The 21,260-nt window shown below is 63.5% G+C and carries 19 protein-coding genes, 1 tRNA gene and 1 other RNA gene; 3 read left to right on the top strand and 18 right to left on the bottom strand.

Going from position 1 to position 21,260, the window contains the following annotated elements:
* Nucleotide 1 precedes the first annotated feature (1 nt).
* From H7688_RS12460 to H7688_RS12405, 12 genes are all read right to left on the bottom strand, one after another.
* The gene (locus tag H7688_RS12460) at nucleotides 2-1,516 is read right to left on the bottom strand and encodes a UDP-N-acetylmuramoyl-L-alanyl-D-glutamate--2,6-diaminopimelate ligase (protein WP_183361442.1); all 1,515 of its coding nucleotides are present in this window, start codon (nucleotides 1,514-1,516) and stop codon (nucleotides 2-4) included.
* A gap of 17 nt (nucleotides 1,517-1,533) precedes the next feature.
* Nucleotides 1,534-3,513, bottom strand: a complete 1,980-nt coding sequence (locus tag H7688_RS12455) for a PASTA domain-containing penicillin-binding protein (RefSeq protein ID WP_183361441.1) — start codon at nucleotides 3,511-3,513, stop codon at nucleotides 1,534-1,536.
* Complete coding sequence (gene ftsL, locus H7688_RS12450; RefSeq protein ID WP_183361440.1) at nucleotides 3,510-3,848, bottom strand: cell division protein FtsL; 339 nt, start codon at nucleotides 3,846-3,848, stop codon at nucleotides 3,510-3,512. Before ftsL ends, H7688_RS12455 begins: the two co-directional genes overlap by 4 nt.
* Nucleotides 3,849-3,863: 15 nt before the next feature.
* Nucleotides 3,864-4,805, bottom strand: coding sequence for a 16S rRNA (cytosine(1402)-N(4))-methyltransferase RsmH (rsmH, locus tag H7688_RS12445; protein ID WP_183361439.1), 942 nt, complete (start codon nucleotides 4,803-4,805; stop codon nucleotides 3,864-3,866).
* Complete coding sequence (mraZ, locus tag H7688_RS12440; RefSeq protein ID WP_183361438.1) at nucleotides 4,806-5,288, bottom strand: division/cell wall cluster transcriptional repressor MraZ; 483 nt, start codon at nucleotides 5,286-5,288, stop codon at nucleotides 4,806-4,808.
* A gap of 275 nt (nucleotides 5,289-5,563) precedes the next feature.
* Nucleotides 5,564-5,884 carry a hypothetical protein gene (locus H7688_RS12435; protein WP_183361437.1) on the bottom strand — a complete coding sequence of 107 codons (321 nt, stop codon included), beginning with the start codon at nucleotides 5,882-5,884 and terminating at the stop codon, nucleotides 5,564-5,566.
* A gap of 38 nt (nucleotides 5,885-5,922) precedes the next feature.
* Entirely contained in the window at nucleotides 5,923-6,432 is a 510-nt protein-coding gene (locus H7688_RS12430; RefSeq protein ID WP_183361436.1) for a hypothetical protein, read from the bottom strand.
* A gap of 149 nt (nucleotides 6,433-6,581) precedes the next feature.
* Nucleotides 6,582-6,973: RNase P RNA component class A (rnpB, locus tag H7688_RS12425), an RNA gene on the bottom strand.
* Nucleotides 6,974-7,120: 147 nt separating this feature from the next.
* Complete coding sequence (locus H7688_RS12420; protein ID WP_308470308.1) at nucleotides 7,121-7,825, bottom strand: zinc ribbon domain-containing protein; 705 nt, start codon at nucleotides 7,823-7,825, stop codon at nucleotides 7,121-7,123.
* A gap of 60 nt (nucleotides 7,826-7,885) precedes the next feature.
* Nucleotides 7,886-9,004, bottom strand: a complete 1,119-nt coding sequence (locus H7688_RS12415) for a Nif3-like dinuclear metal center hexameric protein (protein WP_183361434.1) — start codon at nucleotides 9,002-9,004, stop codon at nucleotides 7,886-7,888.
* 121 nt (nucleotides 9,005-9,125) lie between these two features.
* A tRNA-Ile gene (locus H7688_RS12410) sits at nucleotides 9,126-9,202 on the bottom strand.
* A gap of 64 nt (nucleotides 9,203-9,266) precedes the next feature.
* Nucleotides 9,267-10,397, bottom strand: a complete 1,131-nt coding sequence (locus H7688_RS12405; protein WP_183361433.1) for a THUMP domain-containing class I SAM-dependent RNA methyltransferase — start codon at nucleotides 10,395-10,397, stop codon at nucleotides 9,267-9,269.
* Nucleotides 10,398-10,646: 249 nt separating this feature from the next.
* Here H7688_RS12405 and sucC point away from each other — a divergent pair, with 249 nt between their 5' ends.
* Together sucC and sucD are read left to right on the top strand one after the other, a co-directional pair.
* On the top strand, nucleotides 10,647-11,807 hold the full coding sequence (sucC, locus tag H7688_RS12400; protein ID WP_183361432.1) for an ADP-forming succinate--CoA ligase subunit beta: 1,161 nt from the start codon (nucleotides 10,647-10,649) through the stop codon (nucleotides 11,805-11,807).
* A 93-nt stretch (nucleotides 11,808-11,900) separates the two neighbouring features.
* Entirely contained in the window at nucleotides 11,901-12,794 is an 894-nt protein-coding gene (gene sucD, locus H7688_RS12395; protein ID WP_183361431.1) for a succinate--CoA ligase subunit alpha, read from the top strand.
* A 139-nt stretch (nucleotides 12,795-12,933) separates the two neighbouring features.
* On the opposite strand, the gene H7688_RS12390 is transcribed toward sucD, so the two are convergent.
* The 6 genes from H7688_RS12390 to H7688_RS12365 all read right to left on the bottom strand — a co-directional run bounded on the left by H7688_RS12390 (nucleotide 12,934) and on the right by H7688_RS12365 (nucleotide 20,223).
* Nucleotides 12,934-13,470, bottom strand: coding sequence for a DUF4337 domain-containing protein (locus H7688_RS12390; protein WP_183361430.1), 537 nt, complete (start codon nucleotides 13,468-13,470; stop codon nucleotides 12,934-12,936).
* Between the two features lie 22 nt (nucleotides 13,471-13,492).
* Nucleotides 13,493-14,260: an outer membrane protein assembly factor BamD gene (locus H7688_RS12385; RefSeq protein ID WP_183361429.1), complete on the bottom strand. Its 768-nt coding sequence runs from the start codon at nucleotides 14,258-14,260 to the stop codon at nucleotides 13,493-13,495.
* Between the two features lie 82 nt (nucleotides 14,261-14,342).
* Nucleotides 14,343-16,148 (bottom strand): translational GTPase TypA, encoded by a 1,806-nt coding sequence (gene typA, locus H7688_RS12380; protein WP_183361428.1) that lies wholly within the window; start codon nucleotides 16,146-16,148, stop codon nucleotides 14,343-14,345.
* Nucleotides 16,149-16,252: 104 nt separating this feature from the next.
* The gene (locus tag H7688_RS12375; RefSeq protein ID WP_183361427.1) at nucleotides 16,253-16,981 is read right to left on the bottom strand and encodes a tetratricopeptide repeat protein; all 729 of its coding nucleotides are present in this window, start codon (nucleotides 16,979-16,981) and stop codon (nucleotides 16,253-16,255) included.
* Nucleotides 16,982-17,040: 59 nt separating this feature from the next.
* Nucleotides 17,041-18,498, bottom strand: coding sequence for a lytic transglycosylase domain-containing protein (locus H7688_RS12370; RefSeq protein ID WP_183361426.1), 1,458 nt, complete (start codon nucleotides 18,496-18,498; stop codon nucleotides 17,041-17,043).
* 591 nt (nucleotides 18,499-19,089) lie between these two features.
* Nucleotides 19,090-20,223 (bottom strand): DUF362 domain-containing protein, encoded by a 1,134-nt coding sequence (locus H7688_RS12365; RefSeq protein ID WP_183361425.1) that lies wholly within the window; start codon nucleotides 20,221-20,223, stop codon nucleotides 19,090-19,092.
* Between the two features lie 61 nt (nucleotides 20,224-20,284).
* Here H7688_RS12365 and xerC point away from each other — a divergent pair, with 61 nt between their 5' ends.
* Nucleotides 20,285-21,163 (top strand): tyrosine recombinase XerC, encoded by an 879-nt coding sequence (xerC, locus tag H7688_RS12360; RefSeq protein ID WP_183361424.1) that lies wholly within the window; start codon nucleotides 20,285-20,287, stop codon nucleotides 21,161-21,163.
* Nucleotides 21,164-21,260: the final 97 nt, after the last annotated feature.

Raw genomic sequence — 21,260 nt, 5'->3', positions numbered from 1 at the left:
GCTACTGCTGCTTCAGCGCCTCGGCGGCCTCTTCGCGGTCGTCGAAGTGGTGCTTCACGGTGCCGATGATCTGGTAGTCCTCGTGCCCCTTGCCGGCCAGGACCACGATGTCGCCCGGGCGCGCAGCCTGCATCGCCACCCGGATCGCGTCGCGGCGGTTCTCGATGGTGACAAACCCCTTCTGCTCGAACCCTGCCGACAGCTCCTCGACGCGGTACTCCTTGAGCCCGAGCGGCGCCACGCCGGCCCGCACGTCGGCCAGGATCGCCTGGGGATCTTCGGTGCGCGGGTTGTCCGAGGTGATGATGGCCAGATCGCTCAGGCGCGCAGCGATCTCCCCCATCACGGGACGCTTCCCCTTGTCGCGGTCGCCGCCGCAGCCAAAGAGGGTGATGATCCGGTTGGTTTTCAGCTCGGTTACCGTGGCGAGCACGTTCTCCAGGGCATCCCCGGTGTGGGCGTAATCGACCAGGACGGTGATCCCCTTGTCGTTCTTGACCCGCTCGACCCGGCCCGGCACCTTTTTGTGCCCCTCGATGCCGGCGCGGATCGCCTCGTCGGGAAGCTCCAGGGCGATACCGGCGGTGACGGCGGCCATGATGTTGTACAGGTTGAAGCGTCCCAGGAGGTCGGAGTTGAGGCTCAGCTCGCCGCGGGGGGTGTTCAGCCGGCAGCTGATGCCGTTGACCGAGAAGTTGATCTCGGCGACGGTCACGTCCGCGTCGCCCGCCATGGCGTAGCTCAAGACGGGGCAGCTGGCGGCGGCCTTGATGCGCGGCCCGTAGGGGTCGTCAAGGTTCACCACGGCGCGGCGCCGCGGCTTGCGGTCGTCGGGGGTGCTGAGGTCGGTGAAGAGCCGCAACTTGCTGGCGAAGTAGGACTCCATGTCGAGGTGGTAGTCGAGGTGATCGCGGGTCAGGTTGGTGAAGACCGCGACGTCGAAGACGCAGCCGTCGGCACGACGCTGCTCGAGGCTGTGCGAGGAGACCTCCATGACCACGCCGCGCGCCCCCAGGTCCACCAGCTCGCGCAGGGTGCGCTGCAGGTCGACCGACTCCGGGGTGGTGTTGGGAGCCGGGATGTCCGTGTCGCCGAAGCGGTAGCTGATGGTGCCCAGTACCGCGGCAGGGACGCCCGCCTTTTCCAGCACCCCTTCGATGAGGTAGCTGGTGGTGGTCTTGCCGTTGGTGCCGGTGATCCCCACGGTCGGGATCGCCGCCGTCGGCTCGCCGTAGAAACGCGCCGCCAAGAGGCTCATCGCCCGGCGCGCATCGGGCACCTGGACAAAGGTGGCCCCGGCAACGGCGCAGGGGCGGTCCGCAACGACTGCGACCGCCCCCCCGTGTACCGCGGCTTCCAGAAACTGGCAGCCATCACTTTTCACACCGCGCAGCCCGAAGAAGAGCCCGCCTGGGCCGACGCTGCGCGAGTCGTAGTGCAGGGCCTCGATTTCAATATCGCTGTTCCCGATTACCTGGGCACCTTCGAGACAGCTCAACAGATCCCGGAGTTTCATGCTACCTCCATTTCATATCATGCGGACGGGACGAACCGGACCCAGACAGGATCCTGCGTGGTGATCCGGCTCCCCGGCGGCGGGCTTTGTTCCACGGCCCGGCCGCTCCCCTGCAGTTTAACATTGAGACCGCGCTTTTCCATAATGCGCAGTACCTGGCGCATGCTCATGCCCCTGAAATTCGGCATACTTCCGGCGTCGTTCCCCGCCACCACGCTCCCCTCGACGGTCCCCCCCTCGGCGGCCTCCGGCGCGGGCTGCGCTTCTTTCTTCTCCTGGACCGGTTCGGCCTTCTTCTTCGCCGAGTGGTCCAGGGGCACCTTCAGGTAGCACAGGGTCTGCTGGGCGATGGCGCTGAAGGCCGGTGCCGCCACCACGCCGCCGTAGGGGCTGGTGGTCGGCTCGTCCACCACCACGAGGATGGTGAGCTTGGGGTTCTCCAGGGGCACGAACCCGACGAACGAGGCGGTGCGCTTCTTGGCCGAGTAGCTGCGACCATCGGCCTTTTGAGCGGTGCCGGTCTTGCCGGCGACCCGGTAGCCGTCGACGGCGGCCCCGGTACCGGTCCCCCCCTCGTTGACCACCCCCTCGAGCATCTGGGCCACCTTCTTGGCCGTGTCCGGCGAGATCACCCGACGCTTGACCTGGGGGCCGAACTGCTTGATCACGTTACCGGAATCGTCGGCGATGTGATCCACCAGGTAGGGCTTCATCAGGTTGCCACCGTTGGCGACCGCGGAAACCGCGGTGGCGATCTGCAGTGCGGTGGCGGTCACCCCCTGCCCGAAGGAGATGGTGGCCAGGTCGATGCCGTACCACTTGGACTGCTTGCGCAACAGCCCCCCCGCTTCCCCGGGGAGGTCGATGTCGCTCTTCTCGCCGAAGCCGAAGCCGGTGAGCGCCGCGTAGAGCCGCTCGGGACCGAGCCGGCTGCCGATCTTGGCCGCCCCGATGTTACTCGAGTACTTAAGGATCTGCGGCACGGTGAGCGTCGCGTACTTGTGCGTGTCGTGGATGGTGCGTCCCGCGAAGTTGTAGACGCCGTTCTCACAGTTGAAACTGTCCCCCGGCCGGATCGCGTGATTTTCCAGCGCCGCCGCCACCAGGAAGATCTTGAAGGTGGAGCCCGGTTCGAAGCTGTCCGAGATGGCGTGGTTTCTCAGCGTGGTCGGACCGTACTTGAACGGGCTGTTCGGGTTGAAGGTCGGGTAGTTGGCCATGGCGAGCACCCGCCCGGTCTCCGGCTCCATCACCACCGCGATCCCCCCCTTGGCGCCGTTTTTCACGACCGCCTGGGCGAGTTCCTTCTCCGCTATGTACTGCACGTTCTTGTCCAGGGTAAGGACGACGTTGTTACCCTTGGTGCCGCTTTTCCCCTCGCCGGCCTGCTTCAGGTCGATGTCGCGTCCCAGGGCGTCGCGCTGGGTGACCAGGAAGCCGGTGTTCCCCAGGATGGTGGAGTCGTACTTTCTCTCCACCCCCTCGAGCCCCCCGGGATCGGTACCGGTGAAGCCGATGACGTGGGCCGCCACCTCGGAGTTCGGGTAGAAGCGCTTGGTCTCCTTGACGAATCCGATCCCCTCGAGGTCGAGGTCCCGGATCTTCTGGGCGGCCTCGGGTGCCAGGCGGCGCCCCAACCAGACGAAGTTGCGGCTCGCCTTTAGTTTTGCCTCCAGTTCCGCCACGCTGTAACCCAGCAGCGGTGCCAGCCTGGTTGCCGCCTCCGGGACGTTCTCCAGGTGCTTCACCTCGGCGTAGCAGGAGTCCATCTCGATGGATACGGCCAAAGGTGCGTTGTGCTGATCGAAGATCCCACCGCGTCCCGGGGTGAGCGCCACCACCCGTTGGTGCTGTTTCTCGGCGAGCTTCACCAGGCGTTCTTTCTGCAGCACCTGCAGATAGAAGGCACGCCCGGCGGTCACTACAAAAACCAGGGCGAAGATGGCGGCCACGGTCCGCATCCGGAGCCTGGCCCATTTCTCCCGTTTCTCGATCACTTGACCAGGACCACCTGCTGCTCAGTCGGAAGGGTCATGCCCAGTTCACCTTTGGCAAGCACCTCGATGCGCGCCGGAGCCTTCAGGGACGCCACCTCGACCTTGAGGCGCTTGTTCTCCTGCTGCTCTTCCTTGAGCAGGCGGGCCGACTCGGAGATCTTCAGGTTCAGGTCGATAACCTCGACCCGGGACCAGACGTGGAAAATGGACACCAGGGTAAGGAGCACCATCACCCCGGTCAGGTACGGCAGCGTGATCAGACTTTCCCTGCTGGGGACCGCTCCGGTGCGCGCCGGTGCGGCGACCTTGCCGTAAGCAACTTTACTCTGTCCCATGACACAACCCTCTTCTTAGATGATCTTCTCGATGACCCGCAGTTTCGCGCTGCGCGAACGCGGGTTCTCCGCCAATTCCTGATCGCCGGCGCGTTGCGGTTTGCCGCTTTGCACCTTGAACTGCGGCACGCGACCGCAGACGCAGACCGGGAGTTCCTTGGGGCAGCTGCAGCCGCTGGCTGCGGCCCTGAAGCTGTTCTTCACGATGCGGTCTTCCAGCGAGTGGAAGGAGATCACCGCGCCACGCCCCCCCTTTTTCAGGAAGCCGAGCAGGTCGTTAAGACCGCGCTCCAGGCTCCCCAGTTCGTCGTTTACCGCGATGCGCAGCCCCTGGAAGGTCCGGGTTGCCGGGTGCAGACGCTCCTCCCACTTCGCCTTGGGGATCGCCCCCTTGATGACGTCCACCAACTGGAAGGTGGTGAGGATCGGTTCCTTGTCGCGGGCTGCCACGATGAAGGCGGCCACCCGCTTGGCCCAGCGCTCCTCGCCGTACTCCGAGATGATCCGGAAGAGCTCCGCCTCGGAAAGGGTGTTCACCAGGTCAGCGGCACTCGGGCCGTCGGAGCGGTCCATGCGCATGTCCAGGGGGGCATCGACCTGAAAGCTGAAGCCGCGCTCGCCGGTGTCGAGCTGGTAGGAGGAGACCCCGAGGTCCAGGACGAAACCGTCGATCCTGTCGATGCCGAGTTCGGCAAGCGTCGCGGCGGCCTCGGCGAAATTTCTCTGAACCAGCCGGGCCCGGTCGCCGAAGGGGGCCAGCCGCTTCCGGGCCACCGCGAGGGCGTCGGCGTCGCGGTCGAAGCCGATCAGGATGCCGTCCGGCCCGCAGGCGGAGAGGATCAGGCCCGCGTGGCCCGCGCCCCCCAGGGTGCCGTCCAGGTAGATCCCGCCGGCGTGCGGGGCAAGGCCCGCGAGCACCTCGTCCGGCAGGACGGATATGTGGTGGAAGTCTTCCATCTAGAGCCCCAGCGCCGCAAGAGCCGGGGAATCGATGGGGTAGTTCTGCTCGTCCTGCTCGCAGACCTTGGCCCAGACGGCCTGGCTGTAGACATCAACCTTGGTCTGCATGCCGACGAAGATGATCTCGCGCTCCAAAAGCGCGTTCTTGCGAAGATCGTTGGGGACCAATACGCGCCCGAGCTTGTCGGCGGTGCACTCGACGGCCGGCACCAGCACGGTGCGCTTCACCGCGGCAAGCTCGGCGAGGCTCAAGCCCAAGCCGCTGCCGTCCTTCAACTGTTCTTCGAGCTCGAGGAATTTTTGGTAGGGGTAGATGACCAGGCCGTAGCCGAACGCGCCGTCACCCAGGCGAACGGGGCTCGACTTGGTGAGGAAAAAGCGCTCGTCACCAAAGGTATCCACCAGAACCTCGCGAAATTTCGCGGGTATGCTGGTGCGCCCCTTGGCATCGATCGACGTTTCGAATTTCCCCCTGAACATATCAGCTCCACCACTTCATGGCACTTGTTACCACTTTATACCACTTTGCCGACGAACTATACGGGAGGGCCACTAGGTTGTCAAGGCAAATGTGCCCGACGAAAAGGAATTTTTCGGAGATTTTCCGCGGAGTTAACCAAGGGGAGACGAGGGTGGAGCGAGAGGTGGAAACAAGTGGGAAAATAGGGCAATTATTCCGGAGGGTTAAAAAGAACACATCGGGTGGTAACCAGGCGGAGGCGGGCGCCTCCGCCGAGGGGATCTGCGGGAAATACTTAGGACTTTTTGCGGTCGAAGAGGGAAACCACGTTGTCTTTCTTGCCGCCCCCCTTGTGTACCGGGGTGAGCGGTTTCTGGGGCGGTTCGGGCGGCACCACCTTCTCCAGCATGATCGGGGTCTCCCCCATGGTGAAGGGGGCGCCGTTCACCTGGCTCTCGTCCAGGATCCAGGTGTAGACCTGCAGGGGAACGGTGAGCACCAGGAGCCTCACCTTCCACCACCCCGGCTTCACGTCGGGGGTGATCTCCTCGATCCGGGCGTAGAAGGCCGGTTTGTTGTCGATGTGCGCGAGCACGAGGTCGTGAATCGTTGCCATGGTTTACTGCCTCCGGTTGTCTAAGCCCAGCAATGGCGTCATGCCGGGCAGTCGGCGAGGACCGCGCCGTGCATGGAGCGCCCGGGGAATAGGGAGCGGATCTCGGCGTAACAGCGCGTAAGCTCCCGCTCGCCCTGGTAGAAGGCGGTGCGGTCAGCTTCGGCGAGCCGGTCCTCGATCAGTTCACAGTTGAAGGTGATGCAGTTGAAGGGGCGGTAGGCGGCCGGCATCAGGCAGCCGTCGGGGGCGAGGTAGGGACAGAGCCCGTTGCCGAAGAGCGGTTCGAAGAGTGACAACCGGTCCAAGAGGTACACCAGCAGATCGACCCGGCTCACGTGGAACTTGCCGGCCACGCAGCAGGCTCCGCCGCAGGCCGCGCAGTGGCTCCCCGCCTCGACGGCGGAGACCAGCTCCTGCAGTTTGGATTTGAGCGCCTTGAGCTGATCGGCGAGCTCGCGCAGGCGCGGCAGCCGCTCCTCGGGGAATCCCTCGAGCACCCTTTCTACCTCGCGCACCCCGTCCTGCCAGTGCGCGCCGAGTTCCTTCATACCTGTCCCACTTCCGATCGGAAAGAAAAAGGCCATACAGGCGGCTGATACCTCGCCTCTATGGCGCGTGGTTACTGCGGCGTCCGGGCCCGCAGCGCTGTCACCAGCGAACCGAGCCGCGGCTGCACCGCTTCTGCAGCTGAAAAATTGGCCGAAGCAGCCCGTAAGCCGGGTTCTGTTCCCGCAACCGGTTACCCGGAGGCGGGCGATGGTCATTCATCTAGGAGTACCGTTGCCGGCACCCTCAAGCAACCAACCCGGAAGCACGGACGGGCCGTCCTTGACGCTTCCCTATTTGGTCTTGCTCCTGGTGGGGTTTACCTGGCATCCGACGTCACCGCCGAACCCGGTGAGCTCTTACCTCACCCTTTCACCCTTACCCGCCCTCGCCGAAGCTTTGGCGGGCGGACTTCTCTCTGTGGCACTATCCCTGGGGTTGCCCCCGCTGGACGTTATCCAGCACCATGCCCTGTGGAGCCCGGACTTTCCTCCCCCCACCTGTGCCTAAACCCAGGCAGGCAGCGGCCATCTGGTCTGCTTCGGCCAAACTGAAAAAGCTGACTTCGGTTCCAGGTGCTACGTTCCAAGTTCTCGGTTATAGACCTGAACCACTCCCCGTGCCTTTGGCAGCGAGCGTCTCTCCGGGTTTAACCTGGAACGTAGGACATAGAACGCAGAACGGTCGTTATTACTGCTCGTTTGCCGGTCGCATGACCAGGATGCGCTGGCAGTGCGGGCAGGTGATCACGTCGTCGGCCCTGAACAGCATGTTGTAGAGCTGCGGCGGCAGGTGCATGTTGCACCCCAGGCAGTTCCCCTCGCGAGCCTCGACCACGGCCACACCGCGACGCTGGTCGCGCAGCCGGGTGTAGCGCTTCATGATGGAAGCCGGCAGCCCCTTCACCGTCGCATCGCGCTTGGTGGCGTCGGCGGCGATTCCCGAGTCGAGCGCCTCGACGCGCTGCTGCACCTCGCCCTGCTGGGTCGCCACGTTACCTTCCAGCTCGCCCAGGTCGGACTCTTTCTTGACGATGTCGGCGTTTACTTCCTCGATCGCGTTCACCTTCTGCAGGATCTGCTCCTCCAGTTCGGTGATCTGTTTTTTTGCCGTGGCGATCTCTTTGGAGACGGCCTGGTACTCTTTCTGAGTCTTGATTTCCTTCTGATGCGACTCGGAGCGGACGATGTTTTCCTGCTCGCCGGCAAGGCTCGCCTCGAGGGCCTCTTTGTCGGCCTCCAGGGTTGCCAACTCTTCACGACGCGCCGCGATCCTCTCGCGCGCCTCGGTCAGCTTCGCCTCCAGGGCAGCAGCCTCAGCCAGCAGCTGGGCCTTCTCGCCATCCAGTCCGTCAATACGCAGGTCAATTTCCTGCAATTCATACAGCGCTATCAAGTTGTTCCGCAAAATCCGCCTCCCCAACACCTTGTTGTTATGTCTTAAGGAACGGGAACCCTAAAAGAAACTGAAGGGCTCCCGCTCTCCCTGATACGCCACTACTTCTGTCTGATACTTCCGTGCCTCGAGCGCCGTAACCAGTGCTGCAGCGAGTCCCTGAACCATGGGCAACTCGGTGGCGAAATGCCCGGCGTCGACCAGGGCGATCCCCAGGGCCTCGGCCTCGCGCGCCTCGTGATACTTCACATCCCCCGTCACCAGGACATCCGCCCCCTTGCGCGCCGCCTCGTGCAGCAGCGAGGCCCCGGAACCGCCGCACAGGGCGATTTTCCTGACGGTCCGCTCGGGGTCCCCCACCAGGCGCACGCCGTTAGCCGCAAGGGACATCTTCACCTGCTGCGCAAAGGCGCCGGCGGTTACCGGCTCGGCAAGCCCCCCGATCCGCCCCAGCCCACGCAGCTCCCCCTGGTTCAGCACCGGGTAGAGATCGAAGGCGGGCTCCTCGTAGGGGTGAGCACCCTTGAGCGCCTGCACCGCAGCGGAGAGCCTCTGCTTCAAGATGAGCACCTCGAGCCGACTCTCCTCCTGACGTTCCGGACGCCCGACCGCACCGACGAACGGGTTCGCCCCCTCGAGCGGGGTGAAGCGGCCTACCCCCTCGGCCTGGAAGGAGCAATCCCGGTAGTTCCCCAGGTTCACCATGAAGGGAGAGAGCGCCTTGAGGAGCGCATCCTCATGCCCCGTGGGAACGAACGCCACGAGCTTCAGGTACTCCACCGCACCGGTGATCTTGAGCGGCTGGGGATCAGTGAGCCCCAGACGGCTGGCGAGCAGGTCGTTCACTCCGCCGGAGGCGATATCGTAGTTGGTGTGCAGCGAGATGATGGCCAGATCGCTCTTCGCGGCGCGCAGCGTGAGCCGGCCGGTCTCGTCGGCACTGGTGATCTTTTTCAGCGGGGTGAAGAAGAAGGGATGGTGGGTCACCAGAAGATCGCAGCGGTCAGCGATGGCGGCCTCGATGGCAGGGGCACCCGGGTCGAGTGCCACCATGATCCGGGAGATCGCCTGGGCAGGGTCGCCGAGCTGCAGCCCGACGTTATCCCAGGATTCTGCAAACTGCGCCGGAGCTATTTTGTTAGTGATTCCAACTATATCGGAAAGTTTTGGAGTAATCATCGCGCACAAAAGAAAAAGAGTGCAACCTCATCGGTGTGCACTCTTTCTCTCCACTTTCGTGTATTTTTTCGTCTGACCAGGTGCTTTAAGGGCATCCCCACATCATCCTAATTGTTAAGGGTGGTGGGCCCACCAGGACTCGAACCTGGGACCGACCGGTTATGAGCCGGTAGCTCTAACCAACTGAGCTATAGGCCCGAAAAGCGAAATTTAACTATAGGTAAAAAGATACCTAGTGTCAAGGTTTAATGACACCGGAGGGCTAGTACATCTCATACTTTAACAGGCGGCACTCGATGGGCCCGTTGAAGAGCACGATGCGCCGCGACGCCTTGAGCCCCACCGACTTGGCGAGCTCGAGGTTCCCGGTGAAGAGGTAGGCGTTATACCCCTTGCAACGCTGCTTGAGGGTGTCGCCGATCTGCTTGTAGAGCGGTTTCAGGGCCTCCTCCTCACCAAGGCGCTTGCCGTAGGGGGGATTGAAGACGAGAACACCCGGTCCCGGAGGTGGCGCGAGTTCGGCAAGTTCCCCGCGTCCCAGGGTGATGAGCTCACCGACACCGGCGCGCCGGGCATTTTCATGAGCCATGGCGACCGCGGAGTGTGAGATATCCGAGCCCAGAACCGGCGCCGGCAGCGTGCTCAGCACCCCCTGGCGCGCTTCGTCCACCAGGCGCTGCCAGAGTTTTTTGTCGAATCCCGGCCAGCGCTGGAAACCGAAGCCTCTGCGCAGCAGGCCGGGGGGAATGCGCAGCGCCTTGAGCGCCGCTTCGATGACTATGGTGCCGGTGCCGCACATGGGATCGACGAACGCCGTGCTGCAGTCCCAGCCGGAGAGCTCGATGAGCGCCGCCGCCAGATTCTCCTTCAAGGGGGCCTCGTGGCGCTCCAGGCGGTAGCCGCGCCGGTCCAGCGGCATCCCCGAGAGGTCCAGGCTCACGGTGCAGCGATTTTTGAAAAGGCGCACGTTGATGCGCAGGTCCGGGTCCTTGGTGTCGACGCTGGGGCGGCTCCCCAGCCGGTCGCGCAGTTCGTCCACCACGGCATCCTTGGTCTTCAACGCGACGAAACCCGAGTGGGTGAGCGCAGAATCGCGCAGGTTGCAGTCCACCGCGAGGGTGTGAGCCGGGGTGAGAAACTCGGTCCAGCCGATGGCGCGCACCCCCTGGTAGAGTTCGTCCGGGCTCTCGCAGGGAAACTCGGCGAGCGGCATCAGGACACGGCTCGCGGTGCGGGACCAGAGATTGGCGCGATAGGCCGCCTCGAGGCCGCCGGCGAAACGGACGCCGCCATTTTCCTGGACGACGCCGGGAATTCCGGCAGCACTCAGTTCGGCGGCCAGGACCTCTTCCACCCCTTTGGCCGTGGTGGCGAAAAACTGCTGTTGGGACATGAAAACTCCTGCTGATGTACTGACGCCCGGGCAAGCCAAGCGTTTCATGAGGACTATACACTCGCCGGACCCGACGAAGCAACGCAAAACTCTCCGCGACGGCGGGGGGACCTTCCCCCTCATACGTTCTGGAAATCGAGGCGCAGCGCCTGGCTGCTTGCCTTTTGGGGCTTCCGTGATAAACATTGCGTGTTGCCGCTTTCTAATAAACCGACAGTGACCAGGGCATTCAGATCCAGGAGCGAACCCATGAATATACACGAGTACCAGGCCAAGGAGATTCTCGCAGGGTACGGCATCCCGGTGCCGCGCGGCCGGGTGGCCCTTACCTCCGACCAGGTGGAGCGTGCCGCCAAGGAACTCGGGGGGCACTGCGTGGTCAAAGCCCAGATCTACGCAGGCGGCCGCGGCAAGGCCGGCGGAGTCAAGGTGGTGCACCATCCGGAACAGGCCCAGGATCTCGGCAAGGAGCTCTTCGGCAAGCGGCTGGTGACGCCGCAGACCGGCCCGGAGGGGCTCAAGGTGCGGCGCATCCTGGTCGAGGAGGCGGTCGAGGTGGCGCGCGAATTCTACCTCTCCATCACCCTGGATCGTAACTCTTCACGCTACTGCCTGATCGCCAGCGCCGAGGGGGGCGTAGACATCGAGGAGGTGGCCAAGCGCAGCCCCGAGAAGATCCTCATGTTCACCATCGACCCGGCGATGGGGCTGCGCCCCTACCAGGCGCGAAAACTTGCCATCAGCCTGGGGCTCACCGGGAGCATCTGCGAGGACTGCGTGACCCTCATGTTGAACCTCTACCGGGTCTGCCAGGAGAAGGACTGCGTACTGGTCGAGATCAACCCGCTGGTGGTGACCCGGGCCGGCTGGCTTTTGGCCATGGACGCCAAGATCAGCTTCGACGACAACGCCATCTTCCGGCACCACGAGTACCCGGACATGATGGACTACTCGCAGTTGGACACCCTGGAGATCAACGCGGGCAAGTACGACCTCTCCTACATCAAGCTTTCCGGCAACATCGGCTGCATGGTGAACGGCGCCGGGCTCGCCATGGCAACCCTCGATGTCCTCGCCGAGTACGGCGGCCAGCCTGCGAACTTCCTGGACGTGGGGGGCGGGGCTACCCGCGAGAAGGTGGCTGAGGCCTTCAAGATCATCCTGGAGGACGCCGACGCCCGCGGGGTGTTCGTCAACATTTTCGGCGGCATCATGCGCTGCGACGTGATCGCCCTGGGGATCATCGAGGCGGCGGGCGAGGTGAACTGCACCCTTCCCATCGTGGTGCGCATGGACGGGAGCCAGGTAGAGGAAGGAAAGCGGCTTCTGGCCGAGTCCGGCCTCAACGTGCAGAGCGCGGACAACCTGGGCGACGGCGCGGCGAAGATCGTTGCCATGCTGAGGGAGTAGCGACGCTACGGCAAGACGGAGGCGAGGCCACCGTCACCAGCTCGCACCTATACTTAGAACAGAGAACTTAGATCGGACGTTTGGGGGATCGTCATGTCCATACTGATCAACAACCAGTCGCGGGTCGTGGTACAGGGGATCACCGGCAGGAGTGGGCTCTTCCATACCCGCCAGTGCCGGGAGTACGGCACCCAGGTCGTCGCCGGAGTAACCCCCGGCAAAGGCGGAATCCACATCGAGGGGATCCCGGTCTTCAACACGGTGGAGGAGGCGGTGCGTTATACCTGCGCCACCGTCTCGATGATCTTCGTCCCGCCGCCGGGTGCGGCCGACGCCATCCTGGAAGCTGCCGACGCCGGACTCCAGCTCGCGGTCTGTATCACCGAGGGGATCCCGGTGCGCGACATGGTGCCGGTGAAGGCGCTCCTCGCTCAGTCCAGGATGCGCCTGGTCGGCCCCAACTGTCCCGGGGTGATCACCCCCGGCCAGTGCAAGGTGGGTATCATGCCCGGCTACATTCACAAACCAGGTCGGATCGGCGTGGTCTCGCGCTCCGGCACACTCACCTACGAGGCGGTAAAGCAGCTCACCGACGCGGGCCTCGGGCAATCGAGCGGCGTAGGGATCGGCGGCGACCCGATCATCGGCACCAACTTCATCGATGTCCTGAAGCTCTTCAACGAGGATCCCGACACCGACGGGGTCTTCATGATCGGCGAGATCGGCGGCAGCGCTGAGGAAGAAGCCGCTTACTGGATCAAGGCCAATATGACAAAGCCGGTGGCCGCCTTCATCGCGGGGGTGACCGCACCTCCCGGCAAGCGCATGGGGCACGCCGGCGCTATCATCACCGGCGGCAAGGGGCGCGCCGCGGACAAGATTCGGGTACTCAGCGAGTGTGGCGTGGCGGTCTCGCCGAGCCCGACCAAGATGGGCGCAACCATGCTGGAATTGATGGGCCAAGCCACCGGAAGCATGTCGAGCTGAAAACCTGCAACCATCGCGGACAAAAAAAGAGCGGGCTCCCCTAAAAAGGAGAGCCCGCTCTTTTGATGAGTGGCCACGCAGTCGGGACCAGGGGGACAGGCACCTGCGGAGCCAGTCCCAACTGGCGGAGCCGCAGACGCTACATGAACAGGAAGAACCCGTTCGCGAACTGCAGGATGCCGTAGGCGCCCACGATCACCCCGAGGACCCAGATGTACTTCTTTTTTAAAAGGGCCGCAATCGAGGAGAACAGGATCGCGATCTGCAGGAAGATCACGGCAACCCCGAAGGCTTTGCCGTGGCGCTGCGCATCGTCGCGCACCTCCTCGAGTTTCTTGGCGTCCGTCTGGATCTTGGTCTTCTCGGACTCGTATTTGGCGATCTTCGAGCCGTAGCCGTCGATCTTCTTCTGGTACTCGGCCGCGAGCTCCGGAGAGAGCTTGCCGTTCAGGGTCTTAAGCTGCATCTCCATCTGGTCCTTCTGCATCTCGTACAGGTAACCCTTGATGCTCTTGGACTGGAAGAAGGCCCACTGGTCGGAGGCCTGGGTCTGGCTCAAGACAGAACGGGTCGAGTAGCCCCCCCCTTTGAAGGTCGCCATGGTGGCGCAGACCGCCAGGACGATGGTGCTGAGTGCCAGGTAGTTGAGCCAGGGCTCTTTCTTTTCTTCTGCCATATCTCTTTTTCCCTCCGGTTGATCAACCGCGCGGCGAGGAGGAGCCGGCAAAGCCGAGCTTCAGCTTGGCGGCCTCGCGGTTCAAGGGGCTTTGCGGGAACTCAGTCTCCAGGCGCTTCAGAGTCTTGCGAGCCTGCTCCTTGTCGCCGGACTCCTGGTACGCCTTGGCCAGGTAGAACAGGGTCTGGTCCAGCTTCGGGAGATTGGCGAAGCGCAGCAGCGCCTCGTTGAGACGCTTGATGGCGGAGCCGTACTTCCCGGTCCTCAGGTAGAAGTTCCCCACGTAGTTCTCGTAATCCAGCTGCTTCGCCTTGCAATCGGCAAGCTTCTGACGGGCTTCCGGTGCATACGGCGAATCCGGGTAGCGGTTCAGGAAGTTCTCGAAGGCCGCCACCGCGTTTTTCACCGGGGTCTGGTCGGTGTCGATCCCGGTGATCTGGTTGTAGTGGCTCAGGGCAAGCCGGTACATGGCGTAGGGGAGCTTGTCGTTGCTGGGATGCAGCTTGCGGAAATCGTCGTAGGCCGCGGCTGCCTCGATGTACGCCTTGTTGTCAAAGTGTGCATCGGCAATCTTCAGCTCGGCTTGAGTGGAAAGTTCGGGCGAGCTGTAGCTCTCGCGGACCTTCTTGAACTCGGCAATGGCGACTTCGTAGCGGTGCGCGGCCAGGGCAGTCTCGCCGTCGTTGAAGGAAGCCTGGGCGGTCTTTGGGGGCGGCGTGGTCGCGGCGCAGGCGGTAAGCAGAACGAGGCTGGAGCAAACGACAAGGTACGCATAGGCTCGCAGGGTCATGAGCGACTCCTTTTCGTGGATGGACCTGCTCGTGGTGGTGAGGACACCCGGGCGTGGCGGACCACGCCCGGGTGGTTCCGGTCTAGCTCTTGTTGGCGCGCTTGCGCATGGTCGGGTCCAGCACCTTTTTCCGCAGGCGGATGGACACCGGGGTCACCTCGACCAGTTCGTCCTCGTCGATGAACTCGAGGGCCTGCTCCAGGGTGAGCAGCCGCGGCGGGGTGAGCTTGATGGCGTCGTCGCTCCCGGAGGCGCGCACGTTGGTGAGCTTCTTACCCTTGCACGGGTTCACTTCCAGGTCGTTGTCCTTGGCGTGCTGTCCGATGATCATGCCACCGTACACCTCGACGCCGGGGCCGAGGAAGAGCACGCCGCGCGGCTGCAGTGAGTCGAGCGAGTAGGCGGTGGTCTCACCCTGTTCCATCGCAATGAGGACCCCGTTTTTCCTGCCCGGGATCTCCCCCTTGTAGGGAGCGTACTCGTGGAAGGTGTGGGTGATCACCGCAGTGCCGCGGGTCTCGGTAAGGAACTCGCCACGCAGCCCGATCAGGCCGCGCGCCGGAACGATGAACTCGAGGCGCACGGTCTCGCCCATCGGGTTCATGGCGGCCATCTCACCCTTGCGCGGCCCCATGCGCTCGATGATGACACCCTGGTACTCGGCGGGGACGTCAACCACCAGGTACTCCATCGGCTCGTGACGCACACCTTCGACCATGCGCATGATGACCTCGGGCTTGGAAACCGCCATCTCGAACCCTTCACGGCGCATGTTCTCGATGAGGATGGAGAGGTGCAATTCGCCGCGGCCGGAGACCTGGAAGGTGTCCGCGTTGGAGGTGTCGGCAACCCTCAGGGAGACGTTGGTCCGCAGCTCGCGGTCCAGGCGCTCGCGGATGTTGCGCGAGGTGACCAGCTTCCCTTCGCGGCCGGCGAAGGGCGAGGAGTTGACGATGAAGTTCATGGACAGGGTCGGCTCGTCGATAGCCACGTAGGGAAGCGGCAGGGGATCGGCTGCCGAAGCCAGGGTCTCGCCGATCCCGACCTCGGTGAAGCCGGCGATGGTGACGATGTCGCCGGTGAAGGCCTCGGCGATCTCCACCTGCTTGAGCCCTTCGTACCCCAGGAGCTTGGTGACGCGGGCCTTGGAGATGGCGCCGTCGCGCTTGATGAGCGCCACGGTCTCGCCGGCGGTCACCTTGCCGTTGAAGATCTTGCCGGTCGCGATGCGGCCGATGTAGTCGTTGTAGTCGATGTTGGTGACCAGGAGCTGGAACGGCGCGTCCGGGTTCCCCTCGGGCGGGTGCACGTTGTCCTTGATGAGCTCGAAGAGCGGCTCCATGTTCTCGGAGGGCTGATCCATCTCGCGCATCGCGTACCCCATCTTCGCCGAGGTGTAGCAGATGGCGAAGTCGAGCTGGGCGTCGGAGGCCTGCAGTTCGCAGAAGAGGTCGAACACCATGTCGACGACCTCCGAGGGGCGGGCACCCGGGCGGTCCACCTTGTTGATCACCACGATGGGACGCAGCCCCAGGTCGAGGGACTTCTTCAACACGAAGCGGGTCTGGGGCATCGGCCCGTCCAGGGCGTCCACCAAGAGGAGCACCGAGTCGACCATCTTCAAGACGCGCTCTACCTCGCCGCCGAAGTCGGCGTGGCCCGGGGTGTCCACGATGTTGATCTTGTAGTCGCCATGGTGGATGGAGAGGTTCTTGGCGAGGATGGTGATGCCGCGCTCCTTCTCGAGGTCGTTGGAGTCCATCACCCTTTCGGTGATCGCCTCGTTCTCGCGGAATACGCCGGACTGCTTCAGCATGGCGTCGACCAGGGTAGTCTTGCCGTGGTCAACGTGTGCTATGATCGCTATATTTCTAATCTTTTCCTGCATTTCAGATTGCTCCTTTAAAAATGGCTGCCGCTAAAATAAAAGACGGGCAAGATGCCCGTCCGGAAAAACAGCTCAATTTGCCACATTTAGCGGCAGTTGACAAGCTATTTTCGTATAAAGCGGCGCCGACCTCCGCCCATGGCGGCCATCTGCTGTTTCTGGAGAGTGGCGAGGCTCTCCAGGTGGAACTGCAGCCACATCTCGCCGTACCCTTTCATCTTCATCTTCTTCCCTTCGCGCAGCAGCTCCAGGTTCTGTTTCAGGTTCTCGTCGCCCGGAAGCTTCGCGACCCCCTTGGCGAGCACCTCGCAGGCCTTCACCGTCTCACCGATCTCGTTCAGGCAGTAACCGTAGAGCGCCCACAAAAGCGACTCCTTGGGGGAGGCCATCACCGCCTTCTCGAAGGTCTGCTTCATCTGGTCGTGCTTGTTGCGCTTCATGTAGGTGACGGCGAGCATCCCCATGGTGACCCAGTTCTTGAAGAAACCCTTCTCGAGGTAGGGGAAGGCGGTCTGGAACTCGCGGCGCACGAAGTAGACCATGCCGATCGCCGAGTTGATCTGGCTCTCGACGTAGATCTGCCACTTGCCGTACTTAAGGGCGCTCTTCAGGTCGCGGATCCCCTTCTCGAAGCGCTGGGCCTGGATGTCCTTCATGGCCGGTTCCATGATCGCCTCGAGTTTCTTGGTGATGATGCGGGCGATGAGGAGGAAGCAGGCGAGGAACACCACGGTGGCGATCAGCACCCCGGCCCACCACGGGAGATGGATTGCCAGGGTGACCACGAGGAGGACGACGATAGCTGCGACGGCAGAAATGAGGAGATTGTACATCGGCGGTTATCCTTTCCTGAGGTACTCAGGTACGTACAGTGTTGTAATAAAGTGTGCGGTTAGCCCGCGTTTTTCTCCTGGTACTTCGCGACGATGATACGCTTGCCCGGCTTGAGCGCGACCCGCATCTTCAGGTTGTTCCAGGCGGAGAGGAGCTTGGCGGTCACGTTGAAGCGCTTGGCGAGCGAGTGCAGGGTATCCCCTTTTTTCACCGTGTAGTACTTGTTGACCACCTCGGCCTTGGCCTCGCTACGAGGCTGGCTGGCGGCCGGTGCCTCGGCCGCGGGGGCCACCGCTACCTGGACCGGGACGGTGAGCACCTTCCCTTTCAGGCTGCGGGTCCTCTTCCCGAGGTTGTTCAGCTCGGCAATGGCTTGCGGGGTGGTCTTGAAGCGCCGGGCGATCGAATGCAGGGTGTCGCGGTGCTTGGCCCGGTAGGCCACGTGACGCACCCTTTCCTGGAAGCGCTCCGACTCCGGGATCTTGGCGTACTCGACGGCAAAGAGCGCCGCCTTGTTGCGCGGGATCTTCAGCTGGTAGTCCGGGTAGTTGGGCGGGGTCGTGGAGCGGCGCAGCTCGGGGTTCAATTCGCGCAGCACCTGGACCGGCACGTCGATCGTTTTCGCCACCACCTCGAGATCGGTGCGGCTGGGGATCTTCACCGTGTCGAACTCGATGGGGGGGAGGTAGGCGACGTCAGCGAACCCGTACTTGGCCGGCTCCTTGGCGATGATCGCCGCAGCAAGGAGTTTCGGGACGTAGTCCTTGGTCTCGCGCTTCAGGTACTCCCCCTTGGAGATCTCCCAGAAGTCGCGGGTGTTGTACATGTTGATGGCGCGCAGGATCTTGTTCTCGCCCGCGTTGTAACCGGCTGCGGCGAGGTACCAGTCATTGTTGAAGAGTGCGTAGAGTTCCTTCAGGTAGAGTGCCGCCGCCACCGAGGATTTGAGCGGGTCCCGGCGTTCGTCGATCCAGTTGTCGATGCGCAGGGCGTAGCGCTTGCCGGTCCCCGACATGAACTGCCAGGGGCCCACGGCGCTTGCCACTGAGTAGGCGTGCGGCGAGAAGCCACTCTCGATCATTGCCAGGTAGACCAGGTCTTCGGGGAGCCCTTCCTTCTTGAGCACCTCGCGCATCATCGGGATGTAGCGCTCGCTGCGGGAGAGCCAGCGGGCAAAGGAGTCACGGCCCGAGTTCTGGAAGTACCTGACAAAGAAGGAAACCTTGGAGTTGAAGGTAAGCGGGATATCCGAATCCGGCAGTTCCTCTTCCGGCAGTTTCAGGTCGAGGTCGGCGCTGGCCAGGTCGTCAGCGTCGGGCAGCTCGCTGATATCGGCATCGCTCGAGCGACCCCGGTCCGCCTCGGTGAGCGCGGAAGCGAGCTGCAGATGTCCCCGGCTCTCCTGCCGGGAAGCCTCCGGGTAGCCTGCCAGGTTCCCCAGACTCAGGGTTGACTGGCCGGCAGAGGCGGTCCCGGCGCAGACCAGCGCCAGGAGGAGTACGAGTACTTTGGTCATGAATGCCCTTCCGGTGATTTTCCGCACGGAGTGCGGGAGCTGCAGAATAGCGGAAAGCCGTGTCCTTGTCAATTCAAAGGGATACAGGGCACAGCCGCTGCGGAGCGCGGTTTGAGGGCGGACTGCACTTCTGGCGCGGCTTCAAGGGCGGTGGGAACTGCCGCAGCCCCCGTGGCCCGAAACACCTCCGCACCGGTCGTGGACGGGGCAGAAACGGAAAAAGCCCCCTGTTCGTGTGACCAGGGGGCCTCTGGGGTGCGCCCGCCGCTTGAGCCGGCGGGCTAACTAGGGCAACCCTCTTTGCAGCGGGTTACCGGGCGAACCATATAATGTTGTGTCCACATGTTCGATTTGCCTCCTTCTCGCTGTTGGATTTGTTTCCCTCGCTAAGGCTTCCTGGAGGATGCCCATAATGATAATCACCCCCCCTCCCCTTGTCAAATTGGCTCACGCCATTTCAGCATTCCTGACCCTGACCAGCTCGGCCGCTAGAGCGTCTGACGGTTTACCGCGCGGGCCAAGCCTTTGGGCCAACGGCACCAGAGCTTTGGCGCCGTGGCATTCGGAGCTTGCCACTGGGGATGAGGGCCTTCACCCTCTCCGGAGCTTCTTGGTCAGGGAGAGCAGGGTGCCGTCCTTCAGGGTGAGGGCTGCGTGCGGGCAGAGCTCGCGGCAGCAGAAGCAGCGGATGCAGCGCTGGTAGTTGAAGCGCAGCCTTCCCCCCTCGATACGTATCGCGTCGGGGGGGCAACTCTTCAGGCAGACACCGCAAAGCTCGCACTTGGTCGTATCCACCTCGGGACGCGCAGTGAATTGATGACGCAGCCGGTTCTTCAAAAAGCCCGGGAGACCGAACTGGACATCGGAGAGGTGCGGCAGCTTGAGCAGCCGCAGCTGCAGCTCGTCACGGGAACACCCCACCGTTTCGATCTCTTCCCGACGCGCCCCGGGCAAACCCCGCTCGCGGGCCGCGTTCTCCACGTAGAGGAGCTTCCTCGGGATGCCGGCGAGCTCGGCCGCGACCAGGTCCACGGCAACCGCGTTCTCTCCCGCGAAGAGTAGCCCGACGTCGCAGGGGTCCCCGCTCCCCGGGCCGTTCCCCTCCATGGCCAGCACCGCGTCGACGATGTTGAGATCCGGCTCGCGCAACAGGTAGACCTCGACAAGCATGCGGGCGAAGAGCTCCTTGTCGGCACCCGCCCTCAGGTGCCAGGCTGCCTTCTGGGTCCCCACCACCGCGCCGAAGAGGTTTTTCACGCAGCAGGTAAGGGTCATCATCTCGTGGGTCTTCAGCTTGGGGAGGTTGATGAGCCGGTCCGCCTCCAGGTAGGGTCGCGCCAGCTCGAACTCGCGGAAGGTGCCGCTCCCCTTTACCGCTCGCACCTCGGTAAACGGCACGAACTCCGCTCCGGTCTCCTCGATGACCGCGAGTATCCCGGAGCGTTCGGCAACCTTGCGCGCGCTGCCGATGCCCGGGGAATCCCCCACCAGCGCCACCCCTCCGACGCGCTGCACCTCCAGGATCACGGCGCGCAGGACTTCGGGATGGGTGGTTACCGCCGCCTCCGGCGGCTTGGCCGACAGCAGGTTCGGCTTGATGAGCACCCGCTCGCCGGGACGTACGAAGCGCTCCATCCCCCCGAGAGGTTCCAGCAGCCTCGCCACCCCCTGCCGGACTTCCTCGGGCCGATAGCTCGCCACCCGTTGCAGCGAAACCTTGTGCATGACTCCCTCGCCTGATGATTTTAATGTACAGCGCCTGGCGCTTGTGGTTAACTGACATACCATGAAAGCGGCCATCGAGCAATTTCTCCGCTACCTGGAAAACGAGCGCAACAGCTCGGCCCACACCGTGGCGGCCTACCGCAGCGACCTGGAACAGTTCACCCAGTTCCTCGAGGCGCAGGGATTAAGCTCTCCGGACCAGGTGGACCACCTGACCATCCGGCGCTACCTGGCCCAGCGCCACAAGGGGCTCGCGAAGAGCTCGCTCGGGCGCAAGCTTTCGGCGCTGCGGGCCCTGTTCCGTTTCCTGATGCGCGAAGGGCGCCTTGAGAAGAACCCAGCCGAACTCGTTGCCACCCCCAAAAAAGAGAAACGCCTCCCCTTTCACCTGAATATCGACCAGGTGACCACCCTGGTACAGGCACCAGGTGACGCCGGCCTTTTGCCGCTGCGCGACCGGGCCGTCCTGGAAACCCTCTATTCCTGCGGCATCAGGGTAAGCGAGCTGACCGGGATGGACGTCGTGAACCTCGACCTCGAGGGGGGACTGGCCCGGGTGCTCGGCAAGGGTGGCAATGAGCGCATCGTTCCGGTGGGGAGCTACGCGCGCCAGGCACTGAAAGACTACCTCGAGGAGCGCGGTAATCCGCCCGCCGAACTGCCGCTCTTCGTGAACGCGCGCGGGGGGCGGCTCACCCGGCGCTCGGTGGCGCGCATCGTGGACGCCCACATGCTCCTCATCGCGGCCATGCGCAAGGTTTCCCCCCACACCCTGAGGCACACCTTCGCCACCCACCTGCTCGAGGGGGGGGCCGACCTGCGCGCCATCCAGGAACTTCTGGGGCACGCCTCTCTCTCCACCACGCAAAAGTACACCCACGTGAGCATCGACCGGCTCATGGAGGTCTATGACAAGGCCCATCCCAAGGCCCGCAGCTAAGCTTCGCCCCTTTTGCCCCCGCGGTAGCGCTCCGAAACGCCGAAAAAACCTCCCTGACCACCTCCCCATATACTTTTTGATTAATTTTCGATCACAT

This window comes from Geomonas limicola, from assembly GCF_014193675.1.
GTDB classification, from domain to species: domain Bacteria; phylum Desulfobacterota; class Desulfuromonadia; order Geobacterales; family Geobacteraceae; genus Geomonas; species Geomonas limicola.
Note: the sequence above shows the minus strand (reverse complement) of the source record. Positions and strands in the feature narration are given on the sequence as shown.

Coding starts and splice junctions, on each gene's coding strand:
- H7688_RS12405 (WP_183361433.1), bottom strand. CDS start 10,397: ATGTCCCAACAGCAGTTTTTCGCCACCACGGCCAAAGGGGTGGAAGAG.
- H7688_RS12435 (WP_183361437.1), bottom strand. CDS start 5,884: ATGGCAACGATTCACGACCTCGTGCTCGCGCACATCGACAACAAACCG.
- sucC (WP_183361432.1), top strand. CDS start 10,647: ATGAATATACACGAGTACCAGGCCAAGGAGATTCTCGCAGGGTACGGC.
- H7688_RS12370 (WP_183361426.1), bottom strand. CDS start 18,498: ATGACCAAAGTACTCGTACTCCTCCTGGCGCTGGTCTGCGCCGGGACC.
- sucD (WP_183361431.1), top strand. CDS start 11,901: ATGTCCATACTGATCAACAACCAGTCGCGGGTCGTGGTACAGGGGATC.
- H7688_RS12415 (WP_183361434.1), bottom strand. CDS start 9,004: ATGATTACTCCAAAACTTTCCGATATAGTTGGAATCACTAACAAAATA.
- xerC (WP_183361424.1), top strand. CDS start 20,285: ATGAAAGCGGCCATCGAGCAATTTCTCCGCTACCTGGAAAACGAGCGC.
- H7688_RS12385 (WP_183361429.1), bottom strand. CDS start 14,260: ATGACCCTGCGAGCCTATGCGTACCTTGTCGTTTGCTCCAGCCTCGTT.
- H7688_RS12390 (WP_183361430.1), bottom strand. CDS start 13,470: ATGGCAGAAGAAAAGAAAGAGCCCTGGCTCAACTACCTGGCACTCAGC.
- H7688_RS12375 (WP_183361427.1), bottom strand. CDS start 16,981: ATGTACAATCTCCTCATTTCTGCCGTCGCAGCTATCGTCGTCCTCCTC.
- ftsL (WP_183361440.1), bottom strand. CDS start 3,848: ATGGGACAGAGTAAAGTTGCTTACGGCAAGGTCGCCGCACCGGCGCGC.
- H7688_RS12460 (WP_183361442.1), bottom strand. CDS start 1,516: ATGAAACTCCGGGATCTGTTGAGCTGTCTCGAAGGTGCCCAGGTAATC.
- H7688_RS12430 (WP_183361436.1), bottom strand. CDS start 6,432: ATGAAGGAACTCGGCGCGCACTGGCAGGACGGGGTGCGCGAGGTAGAA.
- mraZ (WP_183361438.1), bottom strand. CDS start 5,288: ATGTTCAGGGGGAAATTCGAAACGTCGATCGATGCCAAGGGGCGCACC.
- rsmH (WP_183361439.1), bottom strand. CDS start 4,805: ATGGAAGACTTCCACCACATATCCGTCCTGCCGGACGAGGTGCTCGCG.
- H7688_RS12365 (WP_183361425.1), bottom strand. CDS start 20,223: ATGCACAAGGTTTCGCTGCAACGGGTGGCGAGCTATCGGCCCGAGGAA.
- typA (WP_183361428.1), bottom strand. CDS start 16,148: ATGCAGGAAAAGATTAGAAATATAGCGATCATAGCACACGTTGACCAC.